A 23,108-nucleotide genomic window follows, 5' to 3' on the forward strand; every position below is an offset into this window, starting at 1 on the left:
TTCAATCCTTTTCCGATTCAGCCATAACCTGCGCGACGACCCGGCAGCCGGAGCCGTCGACAATCTTTCGTGCCTGCTGGCTCATTTGTTCCAACATGGACGGATCCCCACTCGCCTGTTCCAGATACCGGGCAAGGTCGCGGCCCAAAGTCTCATCCAGCGCCAGCGTCAGCACGGCGCCGGTAGCTGCCAGTTGTCGGGCGGCAAATACCTGGTTTTCCGCCAGCACAACCATCAGCGTCGGCAAACCCAGGCAGCAACGCTCCCATGAGGTTGCACCGGCCGCACCGATAGCAAGGTCAGAGGCAGCCATCAGCTCTGCCATGTTGCTGACATTGGTCTTGACCTCGGTGCTGAATGGCAGGGTCCGGGCTTGGGCACGAACCTGTTCGAGCCAGGGCGCGGTAGCCCCCATCACTACGGTTACCCGGGAGATAGTGGCCAGGGAAAGCGTTTCCAGGACCGATAAAATGCGTCCCGTGACGTTGTCCTTATCGACGCCACCCATGGTGATCAACACGTTCCTGAGGGCAAATGCCGCCCGGCGCTGCAGGCTATCGCCCCGCAACGCGGAAAAATCCGGTCGCAGCAATGCATGCTGTACACCGCACAGTAACCTGCAGTGCGCAGGCACCCATCGGCAATAATCCTGAGGCGAACGTCCCAACGACTGATCAAGCAACAGGTCGCACTGATGGGCTCGATCGGCTAGGTCGTCTATGACCATCAACTTGCGGGACAACCCCGCAATACTGCCCTCCCATTGCTGGTCCAGAGCGTAATGATCAACAACCAGCCAGTCCGGCCTGATGCTTTCAAGCAGCGCAGCACACGCAGCCGCATCCTCTGCCTGGCTGGCCCCCAGCCAATAACCGTAGATTCCGCGGTCCGCCCCCGGATTGCCGGCAATGCCGGTCACCACTTGCAGCGGATGAACCTGATAGCCGCGGGACCTGATCTGCTCGATCAGATTCCCGGTATGCGCCCGGCAAATGAAGTGACAGTGCGCGCCCTGTGCGGTCAGCTCATCGGCCAGGGTCAGGCAGCGCATGACATGCCCGATGCCAATCTCGACGGAGGCGTCTGCACGGAACACAACTTTCAATCGATCCACCCGCCTACCTCAATGATCTTACGCAGCATCACAACACCCCTGGCAACTTACCCTGAAAGCCCTTTCGCGACTCCTGAGCCGGATCAAGGTTTACCGGTTCATTTCCCGGAACATCCATTCAGCCCGAACCCAATCTTCAAGCGTGTCGATATCCTGGACCCTGTGGCCTGGCAGCACTACCGGTACCGAGCCGGGCCCAAACACGGGCTTGCCCAACCGCCAGGCCTGCGTACGCCCCCAATAGAACTGGCCAGCGTCATGAAAGGTTTCCTGTAGATCTTGCGAGCGGGTATTGAATTGCTCCGGATAGATCATTTCAATCCGGCCCTGGGTGTTGATCCGTACTGCCCGCTGGACAGGAAATGCATAGCGGGTAACGGCAAAGGCAAAATCGCATTGTTCACGGATCAAGGCGTCGAGCCCTGCCTGCAAATCCTCGGGCCTTACAAAGGGTGCCGTTGCGTAAAGGCAGCACAGGTAATCGATCTGCTGCCCGTCCTGTTCGAACCACTCAATGGCATGCTGAATCACCGGCACTGTGCCGCTGTGATCGTCAGCCAGTTGCGCGGGACGGATAAATGGCACCTGTGCCCCGGACTGGCGGGCCACCTCGGCGATCTCCAGATCGTCGGTCGAGACGATCACCCGGTCAAAAACACCGCTATTGAGGGCGGCCTCGATCGACCAGGCGATCATCGGCTTGCCGCAGAACATCTTGATGTTCTTGCGCGCAATACGCTTGCTGCCGCCACGGGCGGGAATGACCGCCAGTTTCATGCCTGCAAGGCCTTGGTCAGTGCAGCGACGACCACGTCCTGCTGAGACTCGCTCATGGTCTGGAACATCGGGATGCTGATGGCGTCCCGGTAATAGGCTTCAGCTTCAGGGAAATCGCCGCGGGCAAACCCCATGGCGGTGTAGTAAGGCTGGGTATGTACCGGAATGTAGTGAAGATTGACTCCGATACCCTGCTCACGCAACGACTCGAAAACCTGGCGATGGGTCTTGTCGATCTTGTCCAGTTGCAGGCGAATCACATACAGGTGCAATCCGGAATAACTGTCTGGATGCTGCCACGGCAGGGTCAGCGGTAATGCTGCCAGCTGTTCATTGTAGCGCGCCGCCAGTTCATGCCGGCGAGCGATGAACTGATCGAGGCGCTGCATCTGGCTCACACCCAAGGCCGCCTGCAGTTCGGTCATGCGGTAGTTGAAACCCAGATCGATCTGCTGGTAGTACCAGGGCCCATCAGCTTCATGGGTCATCTGTTGCGGGTCGCGGGTGATGCCATGGCTGCGCAGCAAGGCCATCTTTTGTGCCAATGCGTCGTCGTTGGTGACCGCCATACCGCCTTCGGCGGTGGTGATGATCTTCACCGGATGGAAGCTGAACACAGTAATGTCACTGTACTTGCCGTTACCGATGAACTCGCCCTGGTATTGGCCACCAATGGCATGCGAGGCATCTTCGATGACTTTGAATCCGTATCGCACGGCCAACGCATGGATCGCCTGCATGTCGCAGGGCTGACCACAAAGATGCACCGGGACCACAACCTTGGGCAGCGTCCCCGCTTGCTCCGCCAGCTCCAACTTGCGCGCCAGGGCTTGTGGGCAGAGGTTATAGGTGCGTGGGTCGATGTCCACGAAATCGACCTGCGCCCCACAGTACAAGGCGCAGTTTGCCGATGCGACAAAAGTAACCGGGGTAGTCCACAAACGATCACCAGGCCCCAGCCCCAGGGCCAGGCAGGCAACATGCAATGCCGACGTTGCACTATTGAGCGCAAGTGCGTGACGCGCGCCTACATGCTGTGCAACCCGCTGCTCGAACTCCGGCACCATTGGGCCCTGAGTGAGAAAGTCGGACTGCAGGACGCTGACGACAGCGTCGATATCAGCCTGGCTGATGTCCTGGCGACCATAAGGGATCATGGCTCAGATGCTCCCGATTTTTTCTTTGTTGATGGTGATCCACTCTTGCAGATCGGCATCACTCATCCACTCCGTGTTGTTGTCACTGGCGTAGACGAAACCTTCCGGCACTTTCTTGCCGTCCTTGATGCGCTTCTCGCAGTTGGCCCAGTCATTGATGACCGGCAGGATCTTGAAGTGCTCGGCATACTCGTAGGTGTAATAAGCGTCTTCAGCACTGATCATCTGTTCATGCAGTTTCTCGCCCGGGCGGATACCGACGACTTTCTGCCGAGCCTCGGGAGCGACAACCCGTGCCAGGTCGGTCACCTTCATGGACGGGATCTTCTTCACATAGATTTCGCCGCCTTCCATATCTTCGAAAGCATGCCAGACCAGTTCCACGCCCTCTTCCAGGGAGATCATGAAGCGCGTCATACGCTCATCGGTGATCGGCAACTCCCCCTTGTCCTTGATCGACATGAAGAACGGGATGACCGAACCACGCGAGCCCATCACGTTGCCGTAACGGACCACCGACATGCGCGTGTCATGGCCGCCAGCGTAGGAGTTACCGGCAACAAACAGCTTGTCGGAAGCCAGTTTAGTGGCGCCGTACAGGTTAACCGGGCTGCTGGCCTTGTCGGTGGACAACGCCACGACCCGCTTCACGCCCTTGTCGATGCAGGCGTCGATCAGGTTCATTGCACCATTGATGTTGGTCTTGATGCATTCGAACGGGTTGTACTCCGCAGTCGGAACAATCTTCGTTGCCGCCGCGTGCACCACGTAATCGACGCCATCCAGCGCCCGGTACAGACGATCCTTGTCACGCACGTCACCAATGAAGAAGCGCACGCGGGAATCACCTTCGAATTTCTTCGCCATGTCCCACTGCTTCATTTCATCACGCGAGAAGATGATGATCTTCTTGGGGTTGTACTTGGCCAGTGTCATCGGCACGAACGTGTTGCCGAAGGAGCCGGTACCACCGGTGATGAGAATGGTCTTGTTAGTGAACATGTAACGCGTCCCTATGTAAAATCTGACCAGTTGGTCTTGATGAGCTGAATAATGCTGGCCGCGGCCCTTCAAGAAAGCCGTCTGCCGTGAACATTAACTTGAGAAGTAACCATGCCCCTTTCACGGAGCCAGGTAGCGGATCTGCCCGCAGCCCGTACGAGGGCTGCGAACCTGTGTTGACTTACTGGGGATTGCCCAATGGCTCGCCGCCCTTTGCCACCTTCGTCATCCGCAAGACGACAAAGTAACGAATGATCGCCAGCAACACCCCCAACATCCCCCCCACGGCCAGGCCCGCTAGAATCATCAGCGACTTTTTCGGCCAGACAGGTTTGAGTGGCTCCAGCGCGTACTGGTCAATGGTGACCAGATTCAAGCGCATCACATCGATATCGAGCTTTTTCAAGCGGGCCATTTCAGAACGCAACGGTTCGATGTTCTGCAAGAACACATCTTCGTTCTCACGCTGTTTCAATGATTCGATCCGGCGATTGTTCTTCAGCAGCATGAGTTCTTTGCCGATCTGCGCCACCCGCGGGTCGGTGAAGTCATCGGACGTTCGCTGACGGAGGGCCTTGCGCTCGGCCTCCAGGGCATCGGTACCCATGAAGTACAGCGGGATCTGCTGGTTATTGACCTCAGTACGGATCACATTGCCACCAGACTCGCTTTCGCTGGCCATGGCCGAAGGGGTAGACGGCTTCTTCAAGCCCAGCGAACGGGCGATGCTGATGGCTTCATCCAGCTGGGCGATTCGGTCGGCACGGCGCGCCTTGAGCTGAACGCGCAGTGCCCGAAGTTCATCTTGCAGTTGCGCGCGCGTGAGATTGTCCTTCTCCAGCAGCGTGGCAATTTGTGACTCCTTGCCTGCTTCATATCCAGCACGGGCTGCGTCGAGCTTGCCATCCAGTTCATTCAAGCGGTTCTTGATAATGACCGACAAGTCCGAGGCCACTTGCTGGCGCTCGCTTTCAATGGCGTATTTAACGAAGCCGTTGAGGATCTCGTCACCGTCGACATTCTTTGGATAGCGCAACTCCATGCCAATGTAGGCGCTGAGCAGGTCAACCTTCTTTTTGGGGTCCGGCTGCACCAGCTTGATGGAATTGCGGTTGAACTCTTCGAAAGCTTGTTCGTCGGTCTGGCCAGGCATGCGCAAAGGAGCGAAAAGCTGAGGATTGGCGCGGAAGTAACCCAGGCGCACATCGTAGGAATCAAGCGCGGCGCCGACGCGGGTGAGCGCCTGCTCACGCGGCAGCGAGTAAACACCAGAGCGGTTCAAGGCGTCCAGATCGTTGAGCGCAGCAGGGCGCAGCGTGGTGCTGACCTGATACTCGGGAGTGGTGAGGAAGGCATAGGCTCCCGCCGCCGCCCCAACTGCCAGAGTGACAGCAACGATCAGAAATTTCTGCTTCCAGAGGCTTTGAACCACGGCAAAAAAATCGATATCGCTACTTTGGCTTACGGGGGGTATACGGGAAATGCTGGTCACGCACATGCCTGCCTGGTCGAGTAACAATGGCTCCAACGACAAGCGAGGTGTCACCAAAATCCTGGTAAGCAGCGCTCCCTGCCCCATTGACTCGATCCCGGAGAAACTTCCCTGTCATCAGACGAGAAAGGCGCGCATTGTGACAGTTTATGCAAAGGCAAACCACTCTCTGGCCAATCTTTGTAGGAAAAGTTCCCGACCAAAAGGTCGCAAAGCCCAGCAAAATAGGCACTTTTTCGGGTTTGCCCGTCAGAAACAGACGAACGGCAGGCAAGGTATTCCAGCACAATTGATCGACAATATCCTGGCGCGCCAGGGCGGCGTGTTTTGACTCAGGGTGTCGACAGGTACTGCGTTTCCAACTCGAGCAGGCCCTTGTTGCGATTCTTGATTCGCTTGGCCGGGATTCCGAAATAGATACCCCAGGCTTCAGTGGATTTGGTCACCAGGGTCATCGCCCCGACAGAACAGCCATCCTCGACGTTGACTCCGGGCACTACGATCGAGGAGGTGCCGATGATCACGTGACGACCAAGTCGGACCGCGGCCTTGGTTTCGCCCTTGAACTGCGCGGGGACCGTGGGATTGGTCATGGTCTTGCCGGAATAGTCATCGGACTGGGCAAATACATGACAGCCATAGGCCAGGCCGGAAAAATCTTCCAGGGTGATACCTGGCTCGCCCCCGGCAACATTGCAGAAAACGGCGATATGCACATTGCGACCGATCGACACCTTACCGGAGACGACACAGAAATCGTCAATTCGGGAGTTATCGCCGATCTCGATCTGGTCGCAGTTGTAAATAGAGGCCTTGTCACTGATCAGTACGTTGGAACCCAGTTTCTTGAACCCTTTTGACGCCAGTTCAGCAGGTGTAAGGAATGCCATTAACGCCTCACCGTTTTATACGCTTCACGAAGAACCACCCTATCAACACTCCCAGATGAAGACAAGGCAGCGCGCGGCTCACAATTTAATGGTACAGATCACGGATCCAGGCGGCGCTGCTGATAGATCCAGTCGACAATTTCACCGTCCGGCGTATAGCCACTAACGGTTTCACGCAGCAACTGGCGAACCCGCCCGTAGTCATCACCGGCAACCGCCGCCAGTAGCCGGTGCAGACGCTCCTTGAGCGTCTCCCAAGGCAGATGATCTTCGGCAGCGCTCATGATCATCGGATGTCGGGTAGCAACGACGTTGTCACCGATCAGCAATTCTTCATAGAGTTTCTCGCCTGGACGCAGCCCGGTGAACTCAATAGCAATATCGCCGTGCGGATTCTTTTCAGAACGCACGCTTAGCCCGGAAAGGTGGATCATTTTTTCCGCAAGTTCGGCAATGCGGACCGGCTCGCCCATGTCCAACACGAACACATCCCCACCCTGCCCCATGGAGCCGGCCTGGATAACCAACTGGGCCGCCTCGGGGATGGTCATGAAGTAGCGAGTGATCTTCGGGTGGGTGACCGTCAGTGGCCCGCCCGCCTTGATCTGCTTGTGGAACAACGGAATCACCGAGCCTGACGAGCCCAGCACGTTGCCGAACCGCACCATGGTAAAACGCGTCTTGTTGACCTGGGAGACTTTGTCCGAGTCACCAAACAGAACCGGCGCGAGCTCCTGGCTGAGCGCCTGCAGGGTCATTTCCGCCAGACGCTTGGTACTGCCCATGATATTGGTGGGACGAACCGCCTTGTCCGTGGAGATAAGGACAAAGTTGGCAACTCCGGCCTGCAATGCGCTTTGCGCCGTATTGAGCGTGCCGATGACGTTGTTCAACACGCCTTCGGCGATATTGTGCTCAACCATGGGAACATGCTTGTAGGCTGCAGCGTGATACACCGTATCGACACTCCAGGTCTTCATGACATCCAGCAACTGCGCCTGATTACGGATGGAGCCAAGAATAGGCAAGACCCTTACCGGCAACGAAGACCTGCTGATGGTCTGCTCCAGCTCGCTGAGAATGGTGTAGAGGTTGAACTCACTGTGCTCGAACAACAGCAAGGTAGTAGGTTGCGACTTGAGGATCTGCCGGCACAGCTCCGAACCGATCGAACCACCGGCCCCGGTCACCATTACCGACTGCCCCTTGATGCAACGTTCGATCAGGTCATCCTGTGCCGGAACCGCGTCGCGGCCCAGCAGGTCGGCGATATCCACTTCCTGGATATCATCGACCTTGACCCGGCCACTGGCCAGATCCATGAAGCCGGGCACACTACGCACATGCAGCGGGAAGCCTTCCAGGTAACTGAGTATCTCCCGCCGGCGCGCGCGCGTGGCAGACGGAATGGCCAGGAGAATCTCCTGGGCGCCAGTCATATCGACCATGCGCTGGATATGCTTGGACTTGAAAACCTGCAGACCGGAAATCGTCCGGTCAGTGATGCTGGCGTCATCATCGATGAATGCAACCGGACGCATCACCTTGCCCATGCGCAACGCGGCCACAAGCTGGTTGCCCGCAGCCCCGGCACCGTAGATGGCTACCTTGGGCAAACCATCGTCACGGTTGGTAAAAGGTACATTCTGAATGCCCGCGAACCAGTCACCGAGAAAATACTGACGCATGGCCAGGCGCAAGCCTCCAACCATGATCAGACTCAGCCACCAATAGTTGAACACGATCGAACGGGGGATCACGACTTGATGGTTGCTGTACCAGTAAACCGCTACGCCCAGTATCAGCGAGGACAGGCTCACCGCCTTGATAATGGTCACCAGCGCATCGTTGCCGAAGTAGCGCATCACCGCACGGTACATGCCGAAACGGATAAACAGCGGAATGGCAATCAACGGCGCGGTAACAAATATCCACAGGTGCGTGGTGAAAGGGTTGATGGCTTCTTCAATACCCAGGCGAACGACAAACGCCATCCACAGCGCAATCCAGACCAGTACCACGTCTGCCGCGACTTGAATCAACCGTTTGTAACGGCGCGGCAATGAAACCAGCCAGAGCCGTAGCCTATCGTATTTCACCATCTTCAAACTCCACTACGCCTGAGCCGACACTGCCATTGCTGCAGCATTCCATGTTCATACACCCCGTTCCCGGCGCTCCAGCGGTGGCAACAATTCATCACCACCCTGTGATTTACCAGGGTAACGGCTACCTCATCGAGAAACGATCTTTGCAAGTGTGGCAAAAATGATCTTGATATCGGTCACCACACCATGTTGCTCGACATATTCCAGATAGTACTTCTGCTTGATTGGCAGAATTACATCAATATAGGCCTGCCGAGGATCCGGGTACTGGCCCAGGATCAAACTTTCATCAACCATCTCGATGGATGCCCGATCAGTGATCCCTGGGCGCACCGAGAGCACTTTGCGGCGCACCGATTCTTCATAGCAGTTCATGAATTCTGGTACTTCCGGGCGCGGTCCGACCAGGCTCATGTCCCCCAGCAACACGTCGATGAGCTGCGGCAGCTCATCGATCTTGGTGCGGCGCAAAAAACGGCCCGAACGGGTGATGCGCGAATCTTCGCCGATGGTCAGGCGCCCGGCACTTTCCGCGTGTAGCTTCATGGTCCGGAACTTATGAATCCTGAACAGATTACCGAAACGTCCGACACGCTCCTGTCGAAAGAATACCGGCCCGGGCGAATCCAGCTTGACCCACAGAAAAATCGCCAACAGCAACGGCGACAGTACCAGGAGACCCAGCGCAGCACAGACAATGTCAAAGAGCCGCTTAAGCATTGGCCAACACCGATCGCACCGCCGCAATCACACGTTCCTGGTCGGCTTCGGTCATCTTGGTGTAGAGCGGGATCGAAACCTCCTGCTCGAACAGGCTCTGGGCTACCGGGAACTGCTCGGGACTCAGGGCACAGCTTTCACGCCAGTAGGGTTGCAGGTGCAGCGGAATGAAATGCACCGAGCAACCAATGCCCAGTTCGGCCATCTTGATGATGAAGTCGTCGCGCTTGATATTTGCCTCTGCGCGCAGACGCAGCGGGAACAGATGCCATGCATGCATGTCGCCAGCAGCGGCCACTGGCGGCAACACCAATGGCAAATCGCTCAGCGCCTCAAGATAACGCTCGGCCATGGCCTGACGCTTGAGTTGGAAGCCTTCAAGACGACGCAACTGGTGAATGCCCATGGCGGCGGCGACGTCGCTCATGTTGTATTTGAAACCGGGAGCGACAATTTCGTAGAACCAGGCCGGCGTCTTCGACACATAACGATCGAAGGCATCGCGACTGATACCGTGCAGGCGCATGATCCGGCAGCGCTTGGCCAGTTCCGCATTGCGGGTCACCAGCATGCCGCCTTCACCGGTGGTCATGGTTTTGTTGGCGTAGAAACTGAACACTGTGATATCGGACTCGAGGGTACCGATTTTGCTGCCTTTCCAGGTGGTTGGCAGTGCATGCGCAGCATCTTCCACCACCTTCAGGCCATGGCGACGGGCAATCTGCAAAATCGCATCCATGTCACAGCTCAGTCCGGCGAAGTGCACAGGCATGATCGCACGGGTCTTGTCGGTAATCGCCGCCTCGATCGCCGCCGGATCGATATTGAAGGTCTCTTCCAGCACATCCACGATAACCGGCGTGCCGCCCAGATACCGGACAACCTCGGCAGTTGCCGTGAAGGTATAGGACGGCAGAATGACTTCATCGCCTGGGCCGATACCAATGGCTTCCAGCGCCAGGTGCAGCCCGGCGGTTGCCGAGTTCACGGCAATGCTTTCAACATCACCACCAAGAAAACTGGAAAAGTCCGCTTCGAATTGCTTGGCTTTTGGCCCGGTGGTCACCCAGCCGGAACGCAGGGTGTCGACAACTTCATTGATTTCCTCTTCACCCAGTTCAGGAAGAGCGAAGGGCAGGAACGGAGTATTCTGCATAGGTTCACCGCAAGCGTTTGATGTAACGGTTCATGATGCGATTGCCACTTTTCTTCAGCGTGGACTCCAGCACATAACCATTGCGTTGATAAAAACCGTTGACCTCGACATTGGCATCGCGATCAGTTGTCAGGTACACAAAAGCGGCGCCGGATTCGGCAGCCCACGCCTCTACTTCTTGCAGCAGTTGCCTGCCCACACCCTGCCCCTGCGCCTGCGGCGACACCGAAATGGTGCTCAGCAGCACCGCATTCTCGGCATCGAGACTCTCGACCTGATCGCCTCGATAAAACACCGCCGCCCATAATTTTTTGGCGACGAACAACGGGTTCTTCAGCAGGCTCGGCAAGGCGCGCAAGGCAAATGCCAGCCAATGCTTGGCAAACAGGTCCTTGTAGAACAGCGATGGCTGGCGAATGGCAACCGCCAACCCCTTGGGCGCCCGGCCTGCCGAATCATCAGAGGCAAGGATGCAGGCGCACTGTTCGGACTGCAGGTAATGGGTGTAGAGCAAGGCCAGGAACTTCGGCCCCAACTGACTGAGAAAAAAGCCTGGAAACGCCTGAACATGCAAGTCGGCAAATGCCTGGACCTGAGCACTGTCAACCAAGCTAACCCGTTCAAGCTTCATAGACATCCTCAACAATTGCCTTCAGTTTGGGCACTGCTCGCTCAGCCGAGTAAAACTCCTGGGCGTATTCACGACCGTTGCTTCCCATTGCGGCCAGACGCTCAGATGAGGCATTGAGCAAATAGTTCATCCCCTCCAGCACTGCCGCATTGGTACGCACGCCAATGGTATGGCCCGCATCCGATTTGCCCAGCTCGATTGCCGACTCGCTGCGCTCATCGGCCAGCAACAGAATGGGCCGGCCAGCCAGCATATAGGTGATCAGCTTGGAAGGCACTGAGGCGAACTCCTGACCTGCGGCGGTTGGCAGCAACAAAGCATCTGCGGCACCGAACACTGCCGGAGTCAGTTCGAACGGCCAAGGCGAAAGGAAGTGGCAACGGGACTCCAGACCGCGGGCCTGTAGCAACCGCTTGAGCTCCGGCACCAGCGATCCGTCACCTGCAAACAGGAACACTGCCCGTGGATCGACGCCATCCAGATAACCCATGAACTCATCCAGGCCGGAAGCGACGCCCATATTGCCGCCATACACGAAAAGAAACTGCTCAGGCGCCAGGCGCAAGCCCATCACCTTCTCAAGCTCCTCTCGCGCCTGCTCCTTGGGTAAGGCCTGAATCTGACTGCCTTGAACCCAGTTTCGGACAAGCGTCACCTTCGACGGATCGATTTTTCGCGTCTCGGTATAAGCACGATGGAATCCATCGGAAATCACCACCAAGTGATCGCAGTTACGCGCGATGAGCGTATCAAGCTTGAGAAGGCCGCGATAAATGCCACCGGTTTCCTCGATACGCTTTTGCACGGCCAAGGACTCCGGATACAGGTCCTGGACACTGGCGACCACCTTGATGCCCTTGAGCCTGGCCGCCATCAGCAGCAGGCCGAGGGAAAACAACGGCCACACGTTGGCGTAGATCACATCAACCTTGCGCTGACGCAAGATGAAGAAAAATACTGACAACCCGAAAGAGATGTTCTCCAGAAATCGTGAGACGAAGCTGGATTTTTTCGAAGAAAAGGCAAACAGGCGTGACACCGGAAACGGCATGTTCAAACCGGCGATCTTCTCATCCAGCCCTTCGGCGGCGACGTTGCGGGTTGGTGTCGGACATGCCACCAGCACCTCATGTCCTTGGGCATGCAGGTACTGGGCGACATCAGCACTGGTTCTGGCACTCACCACCGGCTCGGGCGGAAAAACACAACTCGCAACTAAGACTTTCAACCGCAACCCCTCGCTTACGCCCGCCCGTAGATATCTTCGAAACGAACAATGTCGTCTTCACCCAGATAAGAACCCGATTGCACCTCGATCAGCTCGAGGGGCACTTTTCCTGGGTTCTCCAGGGCATGCACCTGACCGATAGGAATATAGGTCGACTGGTTTTCGGTCACCAGATAGGTTTCCTTGCCATTGGTGACCTTCGCCGTACCGCTGACCACGATCCAGTGCTCGGCACGGTGATGATGCATCTGCACCGACAGCTTGGCGCCCGGCTTTACAGTGATGCGCTTGACCTGGTAGCGATGCCCCTGGTCTATGGCCTCGTAGCTACCCCACGGGCGATACACTTCGCTGTTGCAATGAAACTCCTGGCGCTGCTGGGCCTTGAGGTTCTCAACGATTTTCTTGACCCCCTGGACCTTGTCCTTGTGCGCTACCAGCAGAGCATCCTTGGTCTCAACGATGATCAGGTCGCGGACCCCTACGGCAGCCACCAGGCGGCTGGTCGACTTGATGTAGCTGTGCTCCACTTCATCAGCCATGACATCGCCGCTGACGACGTTGCCACTTTCATCCTTCTGGCCAACATCCCACAAGGCGGACCAGGAACCGATATCGTTCCAGCCGGCATTCATTGGCACTACTACCGCATCGGCAGTCTTTTCCATGACGGCGTAGTCGATGGAGTCGCTCGGGCAGCGTGCAAAGGCCTCGGCACCGACGCGGGTGAAATGCAGATCACGGGAACTTTGCTCCAGGGCTTCGGCGCAACAAGCATGGATCTGCGGAGCAAAAGCCTTGACCTCGTCAAGCAGACGGCTTGCCTTGAACAGAAACATACCGCTGTTCCACAGGAACTTCTTGCTGGCCAGATAGCGTTGGGCGGTGGCCAGGTCAGGCTTTTCGACAAACCGTGCAATCGCATACCCAGAACCCACGGCCGGCCCCTGTTCGATATAGCCGTAGCCGGTTTCCGGAGACAGCGGCTGGATGCCGAAGGTGACTAGCTTGCCTGCCTGAGCCAGCGGCAATGCGCTGCGAACGCACTGCTGGAAAACTTCGGCATCACTGATCAAATGATCTGCCGCCAGTACCAACAGGAGCGGATCCTGACCGTCCTGTACGGCCTTCAGGGCAGCAAGCGTAATAGCGGCGGCGGTGTTGCGCGCCACAGGCTCGAGAAGTAGCTCGCAATCATCGAAACCCAACTGGCGCATCTGTTCCGCGGCAACGAAACGATGGGCTTCGTTGCAGATGATTTGCGGCTTCAGATCGGTAAGACCGGACAAGCGCTCGACCGTCACCTGGAGCATGGTGTGCTCATCTGCCAATGACAGGAATTGCTTCGGGTTGAGCTCACGGGACATTGGCCACAAACGCGACCCGGAGCCGCCAGCCATCACAATAGGTAAAATCATAAGCCACCCAGGACCGAAGTATACGGTTGCACAAAGCCTAGGACTTGCAACACATAGATGATTTGGAATGTTGATACTGCGAGCATCCCTGCAGCGCCGACAACGCGACCAAACAGAATGGCGTACGCAAGCAGCGAGAATACCATGAAATGATTGAAAATATCCGATATCCGGTAGGCCACAACCTGGGCATCGTGCAACGCCAGCAAGATCAGCAAGCCACTTAGATGGAGGATCACCGAGTAAGCAATAAAGGGCTGTTGGCGCTGTATACGAGCAAACATAAAGACCAACGGCGATAACAGCGCAAAATGAAATATCGCCCGAAAAAAGTTTATCGAACCACCCTGACCACTAAGAATATTATTAATATAAAAGTCGAGCCTAGGGTTCTCCAGCAGCGACAAGAGCTGTAAAAACCCTTTAAGCACACTGATGTCCAGCAAGTAGAGTGCAAACAGCGCGCAGCAACACAAATAGATATAAAATACCGTACGCACCCCGGCTGCGCGGAGCAACATAAAGGGCAGAAACAGAATGGCCGAATAATGAAACAACACGGCCCCACACAAGACCGCCAGACTTTTCGACCACTGCCCGTTAAACACCAGGTAAGCTGAACACATTACCAAGCCGGTGGCCACACCGATACGAATCTGCGTGAAGTCCTGCAGCAAGAAGAAGTAAGACAGGTAAATTGCAACACTCAACCAACGATACGGTGTTGCCCGCTCCATCACATAAAATTTGCTACCGACGCCCAAAACCGCGTAAAAAACAAACAGCAGTATCGCTGAACCCGTCAGTAGCGAAGACAGCTTAGCCAGAACGAAAAAAGTTGGCTCGACAAAAAACGGCCCAAATTCACCAGAAACAATACCTGCATAATAATCAAGGTAGTTCCCGTGATCGTCCGATACCCCGGGCGCCTGGAAGGCACACATGGCAATCAGCAAGGCGGCCAAGCCCCAGTAGCAAAGCTTGCGCTTGCCACCCAGCAACGAGAGTAGCGCCGAAACCATGAAAGGCAGATAGTAGAAAAGCATACGACGCAACCCTAGACAGAACCCCGAGCGACCATGTGAAACAGAGCAACTGCCCGCTTCGCTTAACCCTCAGCCCTGATCGAAATAGTCCAAGACATGCTGATGCACGCGCAACGAAGTTGTGCGCACGTCGACCCAGCGATATTCAGCATGCTGTTCACGTGGCAGGCTTTCAAGTGCCGAATCTGCCAGTAACAGGGTATAGGCGAGTACCACATAGTGAGTGCCCGAATCGTGCTCATCTGCCGAAAAGTAACTATCGCGGTAGAAGTGTTCGTACACACCGCGAAACGTCGCGCTCGCCATTAACAGTTGCACCCCGAGCTCGGAGTGACTGATGCGGCGAAACGCCTGTTCCAGTGACTCGTTCTTGCGCACCCGCCCCCCGGGGGTAAACCAGTATCCCTGGGCGGGACGATTCAAACGCTCTCCCAGAAGCACTTGCCCGTGCTCATTCAACACGAGCAGGTCAATCGCTATCAGAGGCGTATGCATGACGACTGTGCGGAATGCATCCGCCTGCAGATAGCCGGCCATTAGCGTCTGGCCGAACTTTCGTGATCGACAAACCACTGATAGGCATCGACCAGGCCATCTTCGAGACTGATAGAGGCCTGCCAGCCGAGGTTCTTCAAACGAGAGACGTCCAGCAGCTTTCTTGGCGTGCCATCAGGCTTGCTGGCATCAAAGCCAAGACGCCCCTGATAACCGGTCACTCGACAAATGGTTTCAGCCAGCTCACGAATAGTGCAGTCGACGCCTGTCCCCACGTTAATGTGTGACAAGGTCGGCTGGGTATGCTGCTGATACACCTGCGACTCCATGTTCATGACATGCAGGCAGGCCGCCGCCATATCATCTACGTGCAGAAACTCGCGCATCGGTGTGCCGCTGCCCCAGATGACCACCTCCTGGTCACCCCGCACCTTGGCTTCATGAAAACGACGAATCAGCGCCGGAATCACATGGCTGTTTTGCGGATGATAGTTGTCATGAGGACCGTACAGGTTGGTCGGCATGACACTGCGGTAATCCACCCCATACTGGCGGTTGTAACTTTCACACAGCTTGATACCGGCAATCTTGGCGATGGCGTAAGGCTCGTTGGTAGGCTCCAGCACGCCAGTCAACAACGCTCGCTCTTCAATTGGTTGCTCAGCGAACTTTGGATAGATACACGAAGACCCGAGAAACAGCAGCTTTTTTACGCCGCTGGCGTACGCGCCCTGAATGATGTTGGCCTCAATCATCAGGTTTTCATAAATGAACTGAGCTGGGTATTCATTGTTGGCATGAATACCCCCGACCTTGGCCGCTGCCAGGTAAACCTGATCGATCTGCTGCTCGGCAAAGAACGCACTGACCTGGCGCTGATCCAGCAGGTCGAGCTCTTCCCGGGTTCGCGTAACGATGTTGGTGTAGCCCTGCTGCTTCAATGCACGCATCAATGCCGAGCCGACCATACCGCGGTCACCGGCAACGAAAACCGTTTCTTTGCTCACGATTAACGCTCCACCGCTACATGCACGTCATGACCATGGGACTTGAGCAGCGCGTGGCGCTGGGCCACCTTGAGATCTTCGCTGACCATTTCCGCACACATTTCCTGAACGGTAATTTCCGGCACCCAGCCCAGCTTCTCTTTTGCCTTGGCTGGATCGCCCAGCAAAGTTTCTACTTCCGCAGGACGGAAGTAGCGCGGGTCGACACGCACAATGACATCGCCAACCTTCAGCGCTGGCGCCTTGTCACCTTCGATGGCGGAAACGATCGCAACCTCATCAACACCCGTGCCTTCGAAGCGCAACGAGACACCCAACTCCGCTGCTGACCACTCGACGAACTGGCGAACCGAGTACTGCACACCCGTAGCAATGACGAAGTCATCAGCAACTTCCTGCTGCAGCATCATCCACTGCATGCGAACGTAGTCCTTGGCATGCCCCCAGTCACGCAGCGCGTCCATGTTGCCCAGGTACAGGCAATCTTCCAGCCCCTGACTGATATTGGCCAAGGCACGGGTAATCTTGCGGGTCACGAAAGTCTCGCCGCGACGCGGCGACTCGTGGTTGAAGAGAATACCGTTACAGGCATACATACCGTAGGCTTCACGGTAGTTGACCGTGATCCAGTAGGCATACATCTTCGCCACCGCATAGGGCGAGCGCGGATAGAACGGCGTGGTTTCACGCTGCGGCGTCTCTTGGACGAGGCCATACAGCTCAGAGGTCGACGCCTGATAGAAGCGGGTTTTCTTTTCCAGGCCGAGCAAGCGAATGGCTTCGAGAATCCGCAGGGTACCCAAGGCATCGACATCCGCGGTGTACTCAGGCGACTCAAAACTTACCGCAACATGAGACTGGGCGCCCAGGTTGTAGACCTCATCAGGCTGAACTTCCTTGATGATGCGGGTCAAGTTGGAAGCGTCGGAAAGATCACCGTAGTGCAAAACGAAATTTTGATTGGCAACATGTGGATCCTGATAGATATGGTCCACACGCTGGGTATTGAATGAAGAAGCCCGGCGCTTGATTCCGTGAACTTCGTAACCTTTTTCCAGCAGCAATTCGGCGAGATAAGAACCGTCTTGCCCGGTAACGCCAGTAATTAAAGCTTTCTTTTTCATTTCAATTATCCAGTTCTATATTTCAGCCGAAATCAAATCAGAAACCCTGTCAGCCCAGTGCAGATGGCTGAACACACGCGCTGCGCGCTCGTGAATGACGCCGGGTTGCTCGAGATCAGGCGCTTGCGCCCGGTAAACACTGAGGATACGTGCTGCCATTTGCCGGACATCAAGCCGGTCGACGATAAAACCATTGCGACCTTCTTCCACGAGCTCCGTGGCGATGCCGACATCAAATGCCACTACGGGTACGCCACACATTAGCGCTTCCCCTACCATCATAGGGCCAGCATCTTCGATTGACGTACTGACAAACAGATCAGCCTTACGATAAAGCGCCGCCAACGCGGCATCGCCTTGACAGTAGTCGAATTGGATCACTTTAACACGCTCAAGACCCAGATGAGAGAAGCGATCCGGCGCCAGGCACAGGAGACCAATCTCCTCCCCCGCGAGCAACTGCTGCTCCAGACAGACGAGCACTTGGGAGAGGTATTCAAAACCCTTGCGCGGGTCGTCAGCATCATTGGCATTGGTAAGCATCCGGAACTGCACCGAACGCTCCGGAGCACGCTGCGCCAGTTCTGGCTTGAACAGGTCGGCGTCCAGCGGCAGCGACAACAGCTGATGGTCAGCATATTGAATGGCAGAGCGCTTTCCGGCCTCATGAATGCGCTGGCTACCCGACAATAATGTCGCCTTCATCTGCAGAATATTCACCGACTTGGCGCGCAACTGATAAGCCGCATAATTTTTCTGGCGCTGATCGAGCGCCGGACAATCAGAGCAATCGACCTGGAAACCCGTGCACTGCCAGTAGTAGTGGCAGCCACCGGTCAGGTGCGCCATGTCCATTGAGGTGTAATACACCTTGCAACCAGTTTTTCTCTGGATCTGCAGGACATCGAAGCTGTTGGCAAAGCCCGCAACCCAGTGCACAAAGAGCACATCTGCCGAGGTAATACGCTGAACCAGCTCGGGATTGATGCCTTGAACCGCGGACTCGCCGACAGAAAAGAACAGGTACTTTCTTTTTGCCGAAAATCGCTCGCGAGCGGCAAAGTGGGCCCGCACCCTGGAGAACACTTTTGATGGCAAGTGCTTCCTGGCAAACGCCTTGATACGGACCTTGAACAGTTCGCTCACCACCCGCGTTACCGCCGGCACGGTATGGGACGATCGGGATTCAGCCACAAACAATTGCGAGTCGTGCCCGGCTGCCAGCAAGGACGCGTGAAAGCGCAAAGCCGCACTGCCGGCACCACCAAAATCATTGGTAGACAAGTGAATGACCCTGGCACTGAGCGCTTGCTGCGCCCGCTCGGACGCACCGGTTTCCTTGAGACTCAACGCTGCTTCCTCATATAAACCCGCAAACCGATCAAGCAAATAACGAAGTACAGGATATAAGTAACAACGTATGCTTGCATAACACTTTCAACGCCCACCTGAGCGCGACTCATCAGCCAGGCACCCAACAAAAACAAACCGCCCTGGAGCACCTCGGCAATAATATATAACTTCGTTGCCGCCTTCGCCACGGCGATAAAACCGATGACATAGGCCGATATTTTGAAAAAGTCCCCCAGCAACTGATAAACAATCAGGTCGGCCAGCGGGCTAAACTCTTCGGAAAAAATAAGCTTTATGAAGAACGTTCGCCCCAGGTACAGCGTCCCCGCACCAAGAACAAAAATAGCCTGAACCAGATACAGGTGCCGGAGTGTCATCTTCACCACGACAGTACTGTTCTGTTCAGGGGAAATCCGTGGCACAAAATAGAAGGCCAGGAACATGGTAAAGAAACCCAGGTACGCCGCAGAAAAGCGAATCGCCGCCTGCCAGATCCCCGCATCGTGATAGCCCACCTGGGAAATCAACATGCTGCGCACAGTGATTTCTACCAGCGGGAATGCCAGCGTGCTGACCACCAGCATTGTGGTATAGGCAAACAATTGCCGGAACGACAGCCCATCAATCTTGAATAGGCGAATCCGCCCCCAAAAAGGTGAGCGACGGTAAAAGTACAGTGCTGGTAGCGCGCACAAGGATGAAGCCAGAACGATGGAAACCCCGGCCCCATACTCCAGATAACGGGAGATACAGAACCATAACAAAGGGACCGCCAGGACGTTGCCAAGAATCTGGCTGTAGGCGAAAACGTGGGTTACACGCAAGCCATTGGTGACACCGAAAACAACATTTGCAAACGCCAGTGCCAACTGGGCAATGGCCAGCAGAATGATGATCGACTGATAGTCATCGACACCAAATACAAACAGTGAAAGCGGCCGTGAAAGCACTATCCCCGCAATACAAACCAACAGGGAGAATAACAGGGCATAGGTGACCGCAGCCGAAATGAAACGCAGCAGTTTCCTGGGCGTCTGGTGGTACTCAGAACAGTACTTGACCAACGCATTGATGATGCCGCCTCCGGAAAGAATCGTCAGCACACTGACAACACTCATCAGGTGCCCGAGCTTACCCACGCCCTCCGGACCAAGATAAACAGCCATGACCTTAAGAAGGATGAAGCCCATGAGCACTTTCGATGCATGGGCGCCACCCGTGAACAGGGCTGAACGGACAGCACTCATTGAATTGAACTCAGCCCCTCGAGCGCTGCATCAATGACGGTAGCCACCATGGCATCCGTCATGTTGAACCAGACCGGAAGGCGAACCAGTCGTTCACTGTCACGAGTCGTTACTACGTCGTCACCGACAAACCTGCCGAACTGCTGGCCTGCAGGGCTGGCATGCAGAGGGATATAGTGGAATGGCGTCAAGATTTCGCGCTGACGCATATGGCTGATGAACTTCGCACGCTGTTCGAGCGACTGGAGTTTCAGGTAGTACATATGGCCATTGTGCTCGCAGCCCTCCGGAACCTGGGGACGCTGAACCAGCCCATGCAATTCCGAAGCCGCAAAGGCCTGGTGATACATATCCCAGATTTGCAGTCGACGGGCATTGATCTCTTTCGATTTTTCCAACTGTGCATAGAGGTAAGCAGCCTGCAACTCACCCGGCAAGAAACTTGAGCCAATGTCACGCCACGTGTACTTGTCGACCTGCCCACGAAAGAACTGCGAGCGGTTCGTACCTTTCTCACGAATGACTTCTGCACGCAAAACAAAGCGCTCGTCATTAATCAGCAGCAAGCCCCCCTCACCACCGCTGGTATAGTTCTTGGTCTCGTGAAAGCTGTAAGCCGCCAAATGCCCAATGGTGCCCAGCGGCCGTCCTTTGTAGGTCGACATCATGCCTTGAGCCGCATCTTCGACAACGAACAGGCCGTACTTCTCGGCAATGGCCATCAACGTGTCCATTTCGCAGGCAACACCGGCATAGTGCACAGGAACGATCGCTTTTGTTCGTTCGGTAATCGCCTGTTCAACCAAGGTTTCGTCGATATTCATGGTGTCAGCCCGAACATCAACAAAGACAATTTTGGCACCGCGCAAAACAAAGGCGTTGGCGGTACTGACAAAGGTATAGCTTGGCATGATGACTTCATCGCCAGGGCCAATATCCAGAAGCAGTGCTGCCATTTCGAGCGCCTGGGTACAGGACGGCGTTAACAACGTGCGCAAGCAAGCAAAGCTTGTCTCAAACCACTGTTGGCAGCGTTGACTAAACTCGCCATCTCCGGACATTTTATCGCTGCGCATCGCCGCAATAACGTACTGATCTTCCGCACCGGTGTAAGGTGGTTTGTTGAACGGAATCATGCTACACCCTCGAAAATTCGCTTTCAGGCCGCCTTGCTGCACGATAGCAAAGCGGGCCTCACGATAAAACAGAGCCTGCCCCGGAAACACCAAAAGCGGCGCCGCCGCTTTTGGAGTCATGACCGAGCACTTTAATTATTGCGGTCGAACCGGCCGCCGGCGCATCGCTGCTGCCAACAGGACATAGCCTACACCCAGGAGCAATCCAGCCAGCGCAGCCATGGCCAGCACCACAGATTTTCTTGGCTTGATCGGGGCGTCAGGCTGTTCTATAGGACCGTCGATGCGAAAAACCGCTACACTCTCAGGGTTGACTTCAACACTCATATAGAATGCATACCGGGCCTGCAGGTCACGCAAACGTGTAATGAACGGATCGTCAGACCTGCGCTGCTCGAGGTTCTGAATCTCCGCCTCCAGCGCCTTGGTACCACGCATGTAGCTCAAGTGTCCATCCATACCCGCAGACACTTCGGTAGACAAATTCCCACTGATAATCGGCGGCTCTTTCAAACCAATTGCACGCGCAACATTCAGCGCCTCGCGCAACTGAACAATAAGGTCCTCGCGCACCTTCTGCCCACCTTCGCGCAAACGATCAATCTGTTGAGCCAGATTCCTCGCGCGAACTTCTGCTTCGCGGGTGACGTTCTTTATCATCTCTTCACGAGCCGAATCACCGGCGCGCATAACGTAAGTCTTGGCCCAGGCGACCACACGCTGTGGATCCTCGCCTTGCACTGTCAAGGAATAGCGATCAGGGGAGTCTTTTCCACTGGGTGAAATCACCAACTCACGAGAAAATTTTTCGTAAAGTCGAGTTTGCGAACCCGCACGCTCCGACTCACTGAGCGATGGCAGATAAAACTCTTCGAAAAAACTGCGACGTAACGATTCCGCTTGAAGGTCACGTAAAAAAACTTCGTACACATCCTTGACCGTGTACGGTTTCAGCTCAGCCTCGGCAGTACGACCGTAGTTGAAATCGGCGATACCATTCTGGGTCGGCGGAATGACAAAAACCCGGGCTTCATAAACAGGCTTGGCGATGAACAGATAAATCACAGCGGCCAGGACGGCGAGGAACATGACTGACAAGATAATCAGTTTTTTCGCCCAAAGGCTTCCAAGTAACTCAAGCACGTCCAACTCTGGATCTAACCGGTTACTCTCGGGGGTGTTGCGCATTTATAATTCAGTCCTTATCAGGTTTCGCTGCGCTCTTATCGTTGAGCGTTTTTACATCTATAACAGCCACGCCCTTGCCATTGGCAATCGCCAAGCAGGCTACGAAAATCAAACTTTAGCTCGCCCCCGCCCTTCTTTGCCAAGCAATCGGCCGGCCAGCACCAACAAGGGGCCCACAGCCAGACCAACCAGCAATGCGATGAGTACAAATACAGCCAACGGCAGGGAAGGCAGTGTCCAGGCCATGAAATGCAATGACGCCGGCTGCTGATTATCCAGCACAAAAATCAGCACCATCGCTGCTAGCAGCAAAAGAAATACGACCAAAATCAACCGCTTGAAGTTCCGCACGGAGGCTTCCTTTTATCCGATTAGTGTTCTTGGGACTCTTCCTCATTCACCCGATCCCGCAGCTCCTTGCCTGGCTTGAAGTGTGGCACAAACTTGCCATCCAGGCTGACGGACTGACCGGTTTTTGGGTTGCGACCTACGCGGGGGGCACGATAGTGCAGGGAGAAGCTGCCAAAGCCGCGGATTTCGATGCGATCGCCAGTGGCCAGGCACTGGGACATTTGCTCAAGCATGGTCTTGATGGCCAGCTCGACATCCTTGGATGAGAGCAGCCCTTGATGGGTGACAATACGTTCGATCAGCTCCGACTTCGTCATATTTTTCCCTTCTTTATCAAGCAGCTAGATCATTGCTCCGTTGTTTTTAGCATGACCTGAGGGATTTGAACAGGGCGGTTCTTGACTTAATCGGATTTTGAAGAAGTACGCCTTGGCGTAATGGATGATAGCTGTTTGCCACTGATTACGC

23 protein-coding genes are annotated in these 23,108 nt (G+C 55.6%); 1 reads left to right on the forward strand and 22 read right to left on the reverse strand.

All coding sequences use genetic code 11. From position 1 onward, the window contains the following. Position 1: 1 nt before the first annotated feature. From pseG to LOY34_RS20000, 5 genes are all read right to left on the reverse strand, one after another. Positions 2–1,114 (reverse strand): UDP-2,4-diacetamido-2,4,6-trideoxy-beta-L-altropyranose hydrolase, encoded by a 1,113-nt coding sequence (gene pseG, locus LOY34_RS19980; RefSeq protein WP_230090890.1) that lies wholly within the window; start codon positions 1,112–1,114, stop codon positions 2–4. A 90-nt stretch (positions 1,115–1,204) separates the two neighbouring features. Then, positions 1,205–1,891 (reverse strand): pseudaminic acid cytidylyltransferase, encoded by a 687-nt coding sequence (pseF, locus tag LOY34_RS19985; protein WP_045195343.1) that lies wholly within the window; start codon positions 1,889–1,891, stop codon positions 1,205–1,207. Continuing rightward, entirely contained in the window at positions 1,888–3,048 is a 1,161-nt protein-coding gene (pseC, locus tag LOY34_RS19990; protein WP_195884792.1) for a UDP-4-amino-4,6-dideoxy-N-acetyl-beta-L-altrosamine transaminase, read from the reverse strand. The genes pseF and pseC overlap by 4 nt, the downstream gene beginning before the upstream one ends. A gap of 3 nt (positions 3,049–3,051) precedes the next feature. Further along, on the reverse strand, positions 3,052–4,050 hold the full coding sequence (gene pseB, locus LOY34_RS19995) for a UDP-N-acetylglucosamine 4,6-dehydratase (inverting) (RefSeq protein ID WP_045195347.1): 999 nt from the start codon (positions 4,048–4,050) through the stop codon (positions 3,052–3,054). A 181-nt stretch (positions 4,051–4,231) separates the two neighbouring features. Next, on the reverse strand, positions 4,232–5,542 hold the full coding sequence (locus LOY34_RS20000) for a Wzz/FepE/Etk N-terminal domain-containing protein (RefSeq protein ID WP_230090891.1): 1,311 nt from the start codon (positions 5,540–5,542) through the stop codon (positions 4,232–4,234). Between LOY34_RS20000 and LOY34_RS20005 the strand changes: the two genes are divergently transcribed. Further along, positions 5,532–5,873, forward strand: coding sequence for a hypothetical protein (locus LOY34_RS20005; protein ID WP_195886046.1), 342 nt, complete (start codon positions 5,532–5,534; stop codon positions 5,871–5,873). The genes LOY34_RS20000 and LOY34_RS20005 overlap by 11 nt on opposite strands. 1 nt (position 5,874) lies before the next feature. Here LOY34_RS20005 and LOY34_RS20010 read toward each other — a convergent pair whose 3' ends face one another. The 17 genes from LOY34_RS20010 to ihfB form a co-directional block, all read right to left on the reverse strand. After that, positions 5,875–6,432 (reverse strand): O-acetyltransferase, encoded by a 558-nt coding sequence (locus LOY34_RS20010; RefSeq protein WP_093380442.1) that lies wholly within the window; start codon positions 6,430–6,432, stop codon positions 5,875–5,877. A gap of 98 nt (positions 6,433–6,530) precedes the next feature. Beyond that, positions 6,531–8,534, reverse strand: coding sequence for a nucleoside-diphosphate sugar epimerase/dehydratase (locus LOY34_RS20015; RefSeq protein WP_045195352.1), 2,004 nt, complete (start codon positions 8,532–8,534; stop codon positions 6,531–6,533). 132 nt (positions 8,535–8,666) lie between these two features. Continuing rightward, complete coding sequence (locus LOY34_RS20020) at positions 8,667–9,260, reverse strand: sugar transferase (protein ID WP_045195354.1); 594 nt, start codon at positions 9,258–9,260, stop codon at positions 8,667–8,669. Continuing rightward, on the reverse strand, positions 9,253–10,416 hold the full coding sequence (locus tag LOY34_RS20025; protein WP_045195356.1) for a DegT/DnrJ/EryC1/StrS aminotransferase family protein: 1,164 nt from the start codon (positions 10,414–10,416) through the stop codon (positions 9,253–9,255). Before LOY34_RS20025 ends, LOY34_RS20020 begins: the two co-directional genes overlap by 8 nt. A 4-nt stretch (positions 10,417–10,420) precedes the next feature. Further along, positions 10,421–11,026 (reverse strand): N-acetyltransferase, encoded by a 606-nt coding sequence (locus LOY34_RS20030; protein WP_258663928.1) that lies wholly within the window; start codon positions 11,024–11,026, stop codon positions 10,421–10,423. Between the two features lie 10 nt (positions 11,027–11,036). Then, complete coding sequence (locus LOY34_RS20035; RefSeq protein WP_195884795.1) at positions 11,037–12,230, reverse strand: glycosyltransferase family 4 protein; 1,194 nt, start codon at positions 12,228–12,230, stop codon at positions 11,037–11,039. Positions 12,231–12,289: 59 nt separating this feature from the next. Further along, positions 12,290–13,693: a mannose-1-phosphate guanylyltransferase/mannose-6-phosphate isomerase gene (locus LOY34_RS20040; protein WP_045195362.1), complete on the reverse strand. Its 1,404-nt coding sequence runs from the start codon at positions 13,691–13,693 to the stop codon at positions 12,290–12,292. After that, positions 13,690–14,739, reverse strand: a complete 1,050-nt coding sequence (locus LOY34_RS20045; RefSeq protein ID WP_045195365.1) for an EpsG family protein — start codon at positions 14,737–14,739, stop codon at positions 13,690–13,692. Before LOY34_RS20045 ends, LOY34_RS20040 begins: the two co-directional genes overlap by 4 nt. A gap of 69 nt (positions 14,740–14,808) precedes the next feature. Then, positions 14,809–15,276 carry a GDP-mannose mannosyl hydrolase gene (locus LOY34_RS20050; RefSeq protein WP_045195367.1) on the reverse strand — a complete coding sequence of 156 codons (468 nt, stop codon included), beginning with the start codon at positions 15,274–15,276 and terminating at the stop codon, positions 14,809–14,811. Continuing rightward, positions 15,276–16,241, reverse strand: a complete 966-nt coding sequence (locus LOY34_RS20055) for a GDP-L-fucose synthase (RefSeq protein WP_093380434.1) — start codon at positions 16,239–16,241, stop codon at positions 15,276–15,278. The genes LOY34_RS20050 and LOY34_RS20055 overlap by 1 nt, the downstream gene beginning before the upstream one ends. Before the next feature lie 2 nt (positions 16,242–16,243). After that, complete coding sequence (gmd, locus tag LOY34_RS20060) at positions 16,244–17,365, reverse strand: GDP-mannose 4,6-dehydratase (RefSeq protein WP_045195372.1); 1,122 nt, start codon at positions 17,363–17,365, stop codon at positions 16,244–16,246. 15 nt (positions 17,366–17,380) lie between these two features. Then, a complete protein-coding gene (locus LOY34_RS20065; RefSeq protein WP_195884797.1) occupies positions 17,381–18,715 on the reverse strand; it encodes a glycosyltransferase in 1,335 nt (444 codons plus the stop codon). Continuing rightward, positions 18,712–19,965: an O-antigen translocase gene (locus LOY34_RS20070; protein WP_195884798.1), complete on the reverse strand. Its 1,254-nt coding sequence runs from the start codon at positions 19,963–19,965 to the stop codon at positions 18,712–18,714. The genes LOY34_RS20065 and LOY34_RS20070 overlap by 4 nt, the downstream gene beginning before the upstream one ends. Next, positions 19,962–21,101, reverse strand: coding sequence for a dTDP-4-amino-4,6-dideoxygalactose transaminase (gene rffA, locus LOY34_RS20075; protein ID WP_045195376.1), 1,140 nt, complete (start codon positions 21,099–21,101; stop codon positions 19,962–19,964). Before rffA ends, LOY34_RS20070 begins: the two co-directional genes overlap by 4 nt. A 135-nt stretch (positions 21,102–21,236) precedes the next feature. Next, positions 21,237–22,289: an LPS O-antigen chain length determinant protein WzzB gene (locus LOY34_RS20080; protein WP_195884799.1), complete on the reverse strand. Its 1,053-nt coding sequence runs from the start codon at positions 22,287–22,289 to the stop codon at positions 21,237–21,239. A 108-nt stretch (positions 22,290–22,397) separates the two neighbouring features. Next, positions 22,398–22,640 carry a lipopolysaccharide assembly protein LapA domain-containing protein gene (locus tag LOY34_RS20085; RefSeq protein ID WP_045195379.1) on the reverse strand — a complete coding sequence of 81 codons (243 nt, stop codon included), beginning with the start codon at positions 22,638–22,640 and terminating at the stop codon, positions 22,398–22,400. A gap of 20 nt (positions 22,641–22,660) precedes the next feature. Next, the gene (gene ihfB, locus LOY34_RS20090; RefSeq protein WP_045195381.1) at positions 22,661–22,957 is read right to left on the reverse strand and encodes an integration host factor subunit beta; all 297 of its coding nucleotides are present in this window, start codon (positions 22,955–22,957) and stop codon (positions 22,661–22,663) included. Positions 22,958–23,108: the final 151 nt, after the last annotated feature.

Source organism: Pseudomonas sp. B21-009 (assembly GCF_024749345.1).
Taxonomy (GTDB): domain Bacteria; phylum Pseudomonadota; class Gammaproteobacteria; order Pseudomonadales; family Pseudomonadaceae; genus Aquipseudomonas.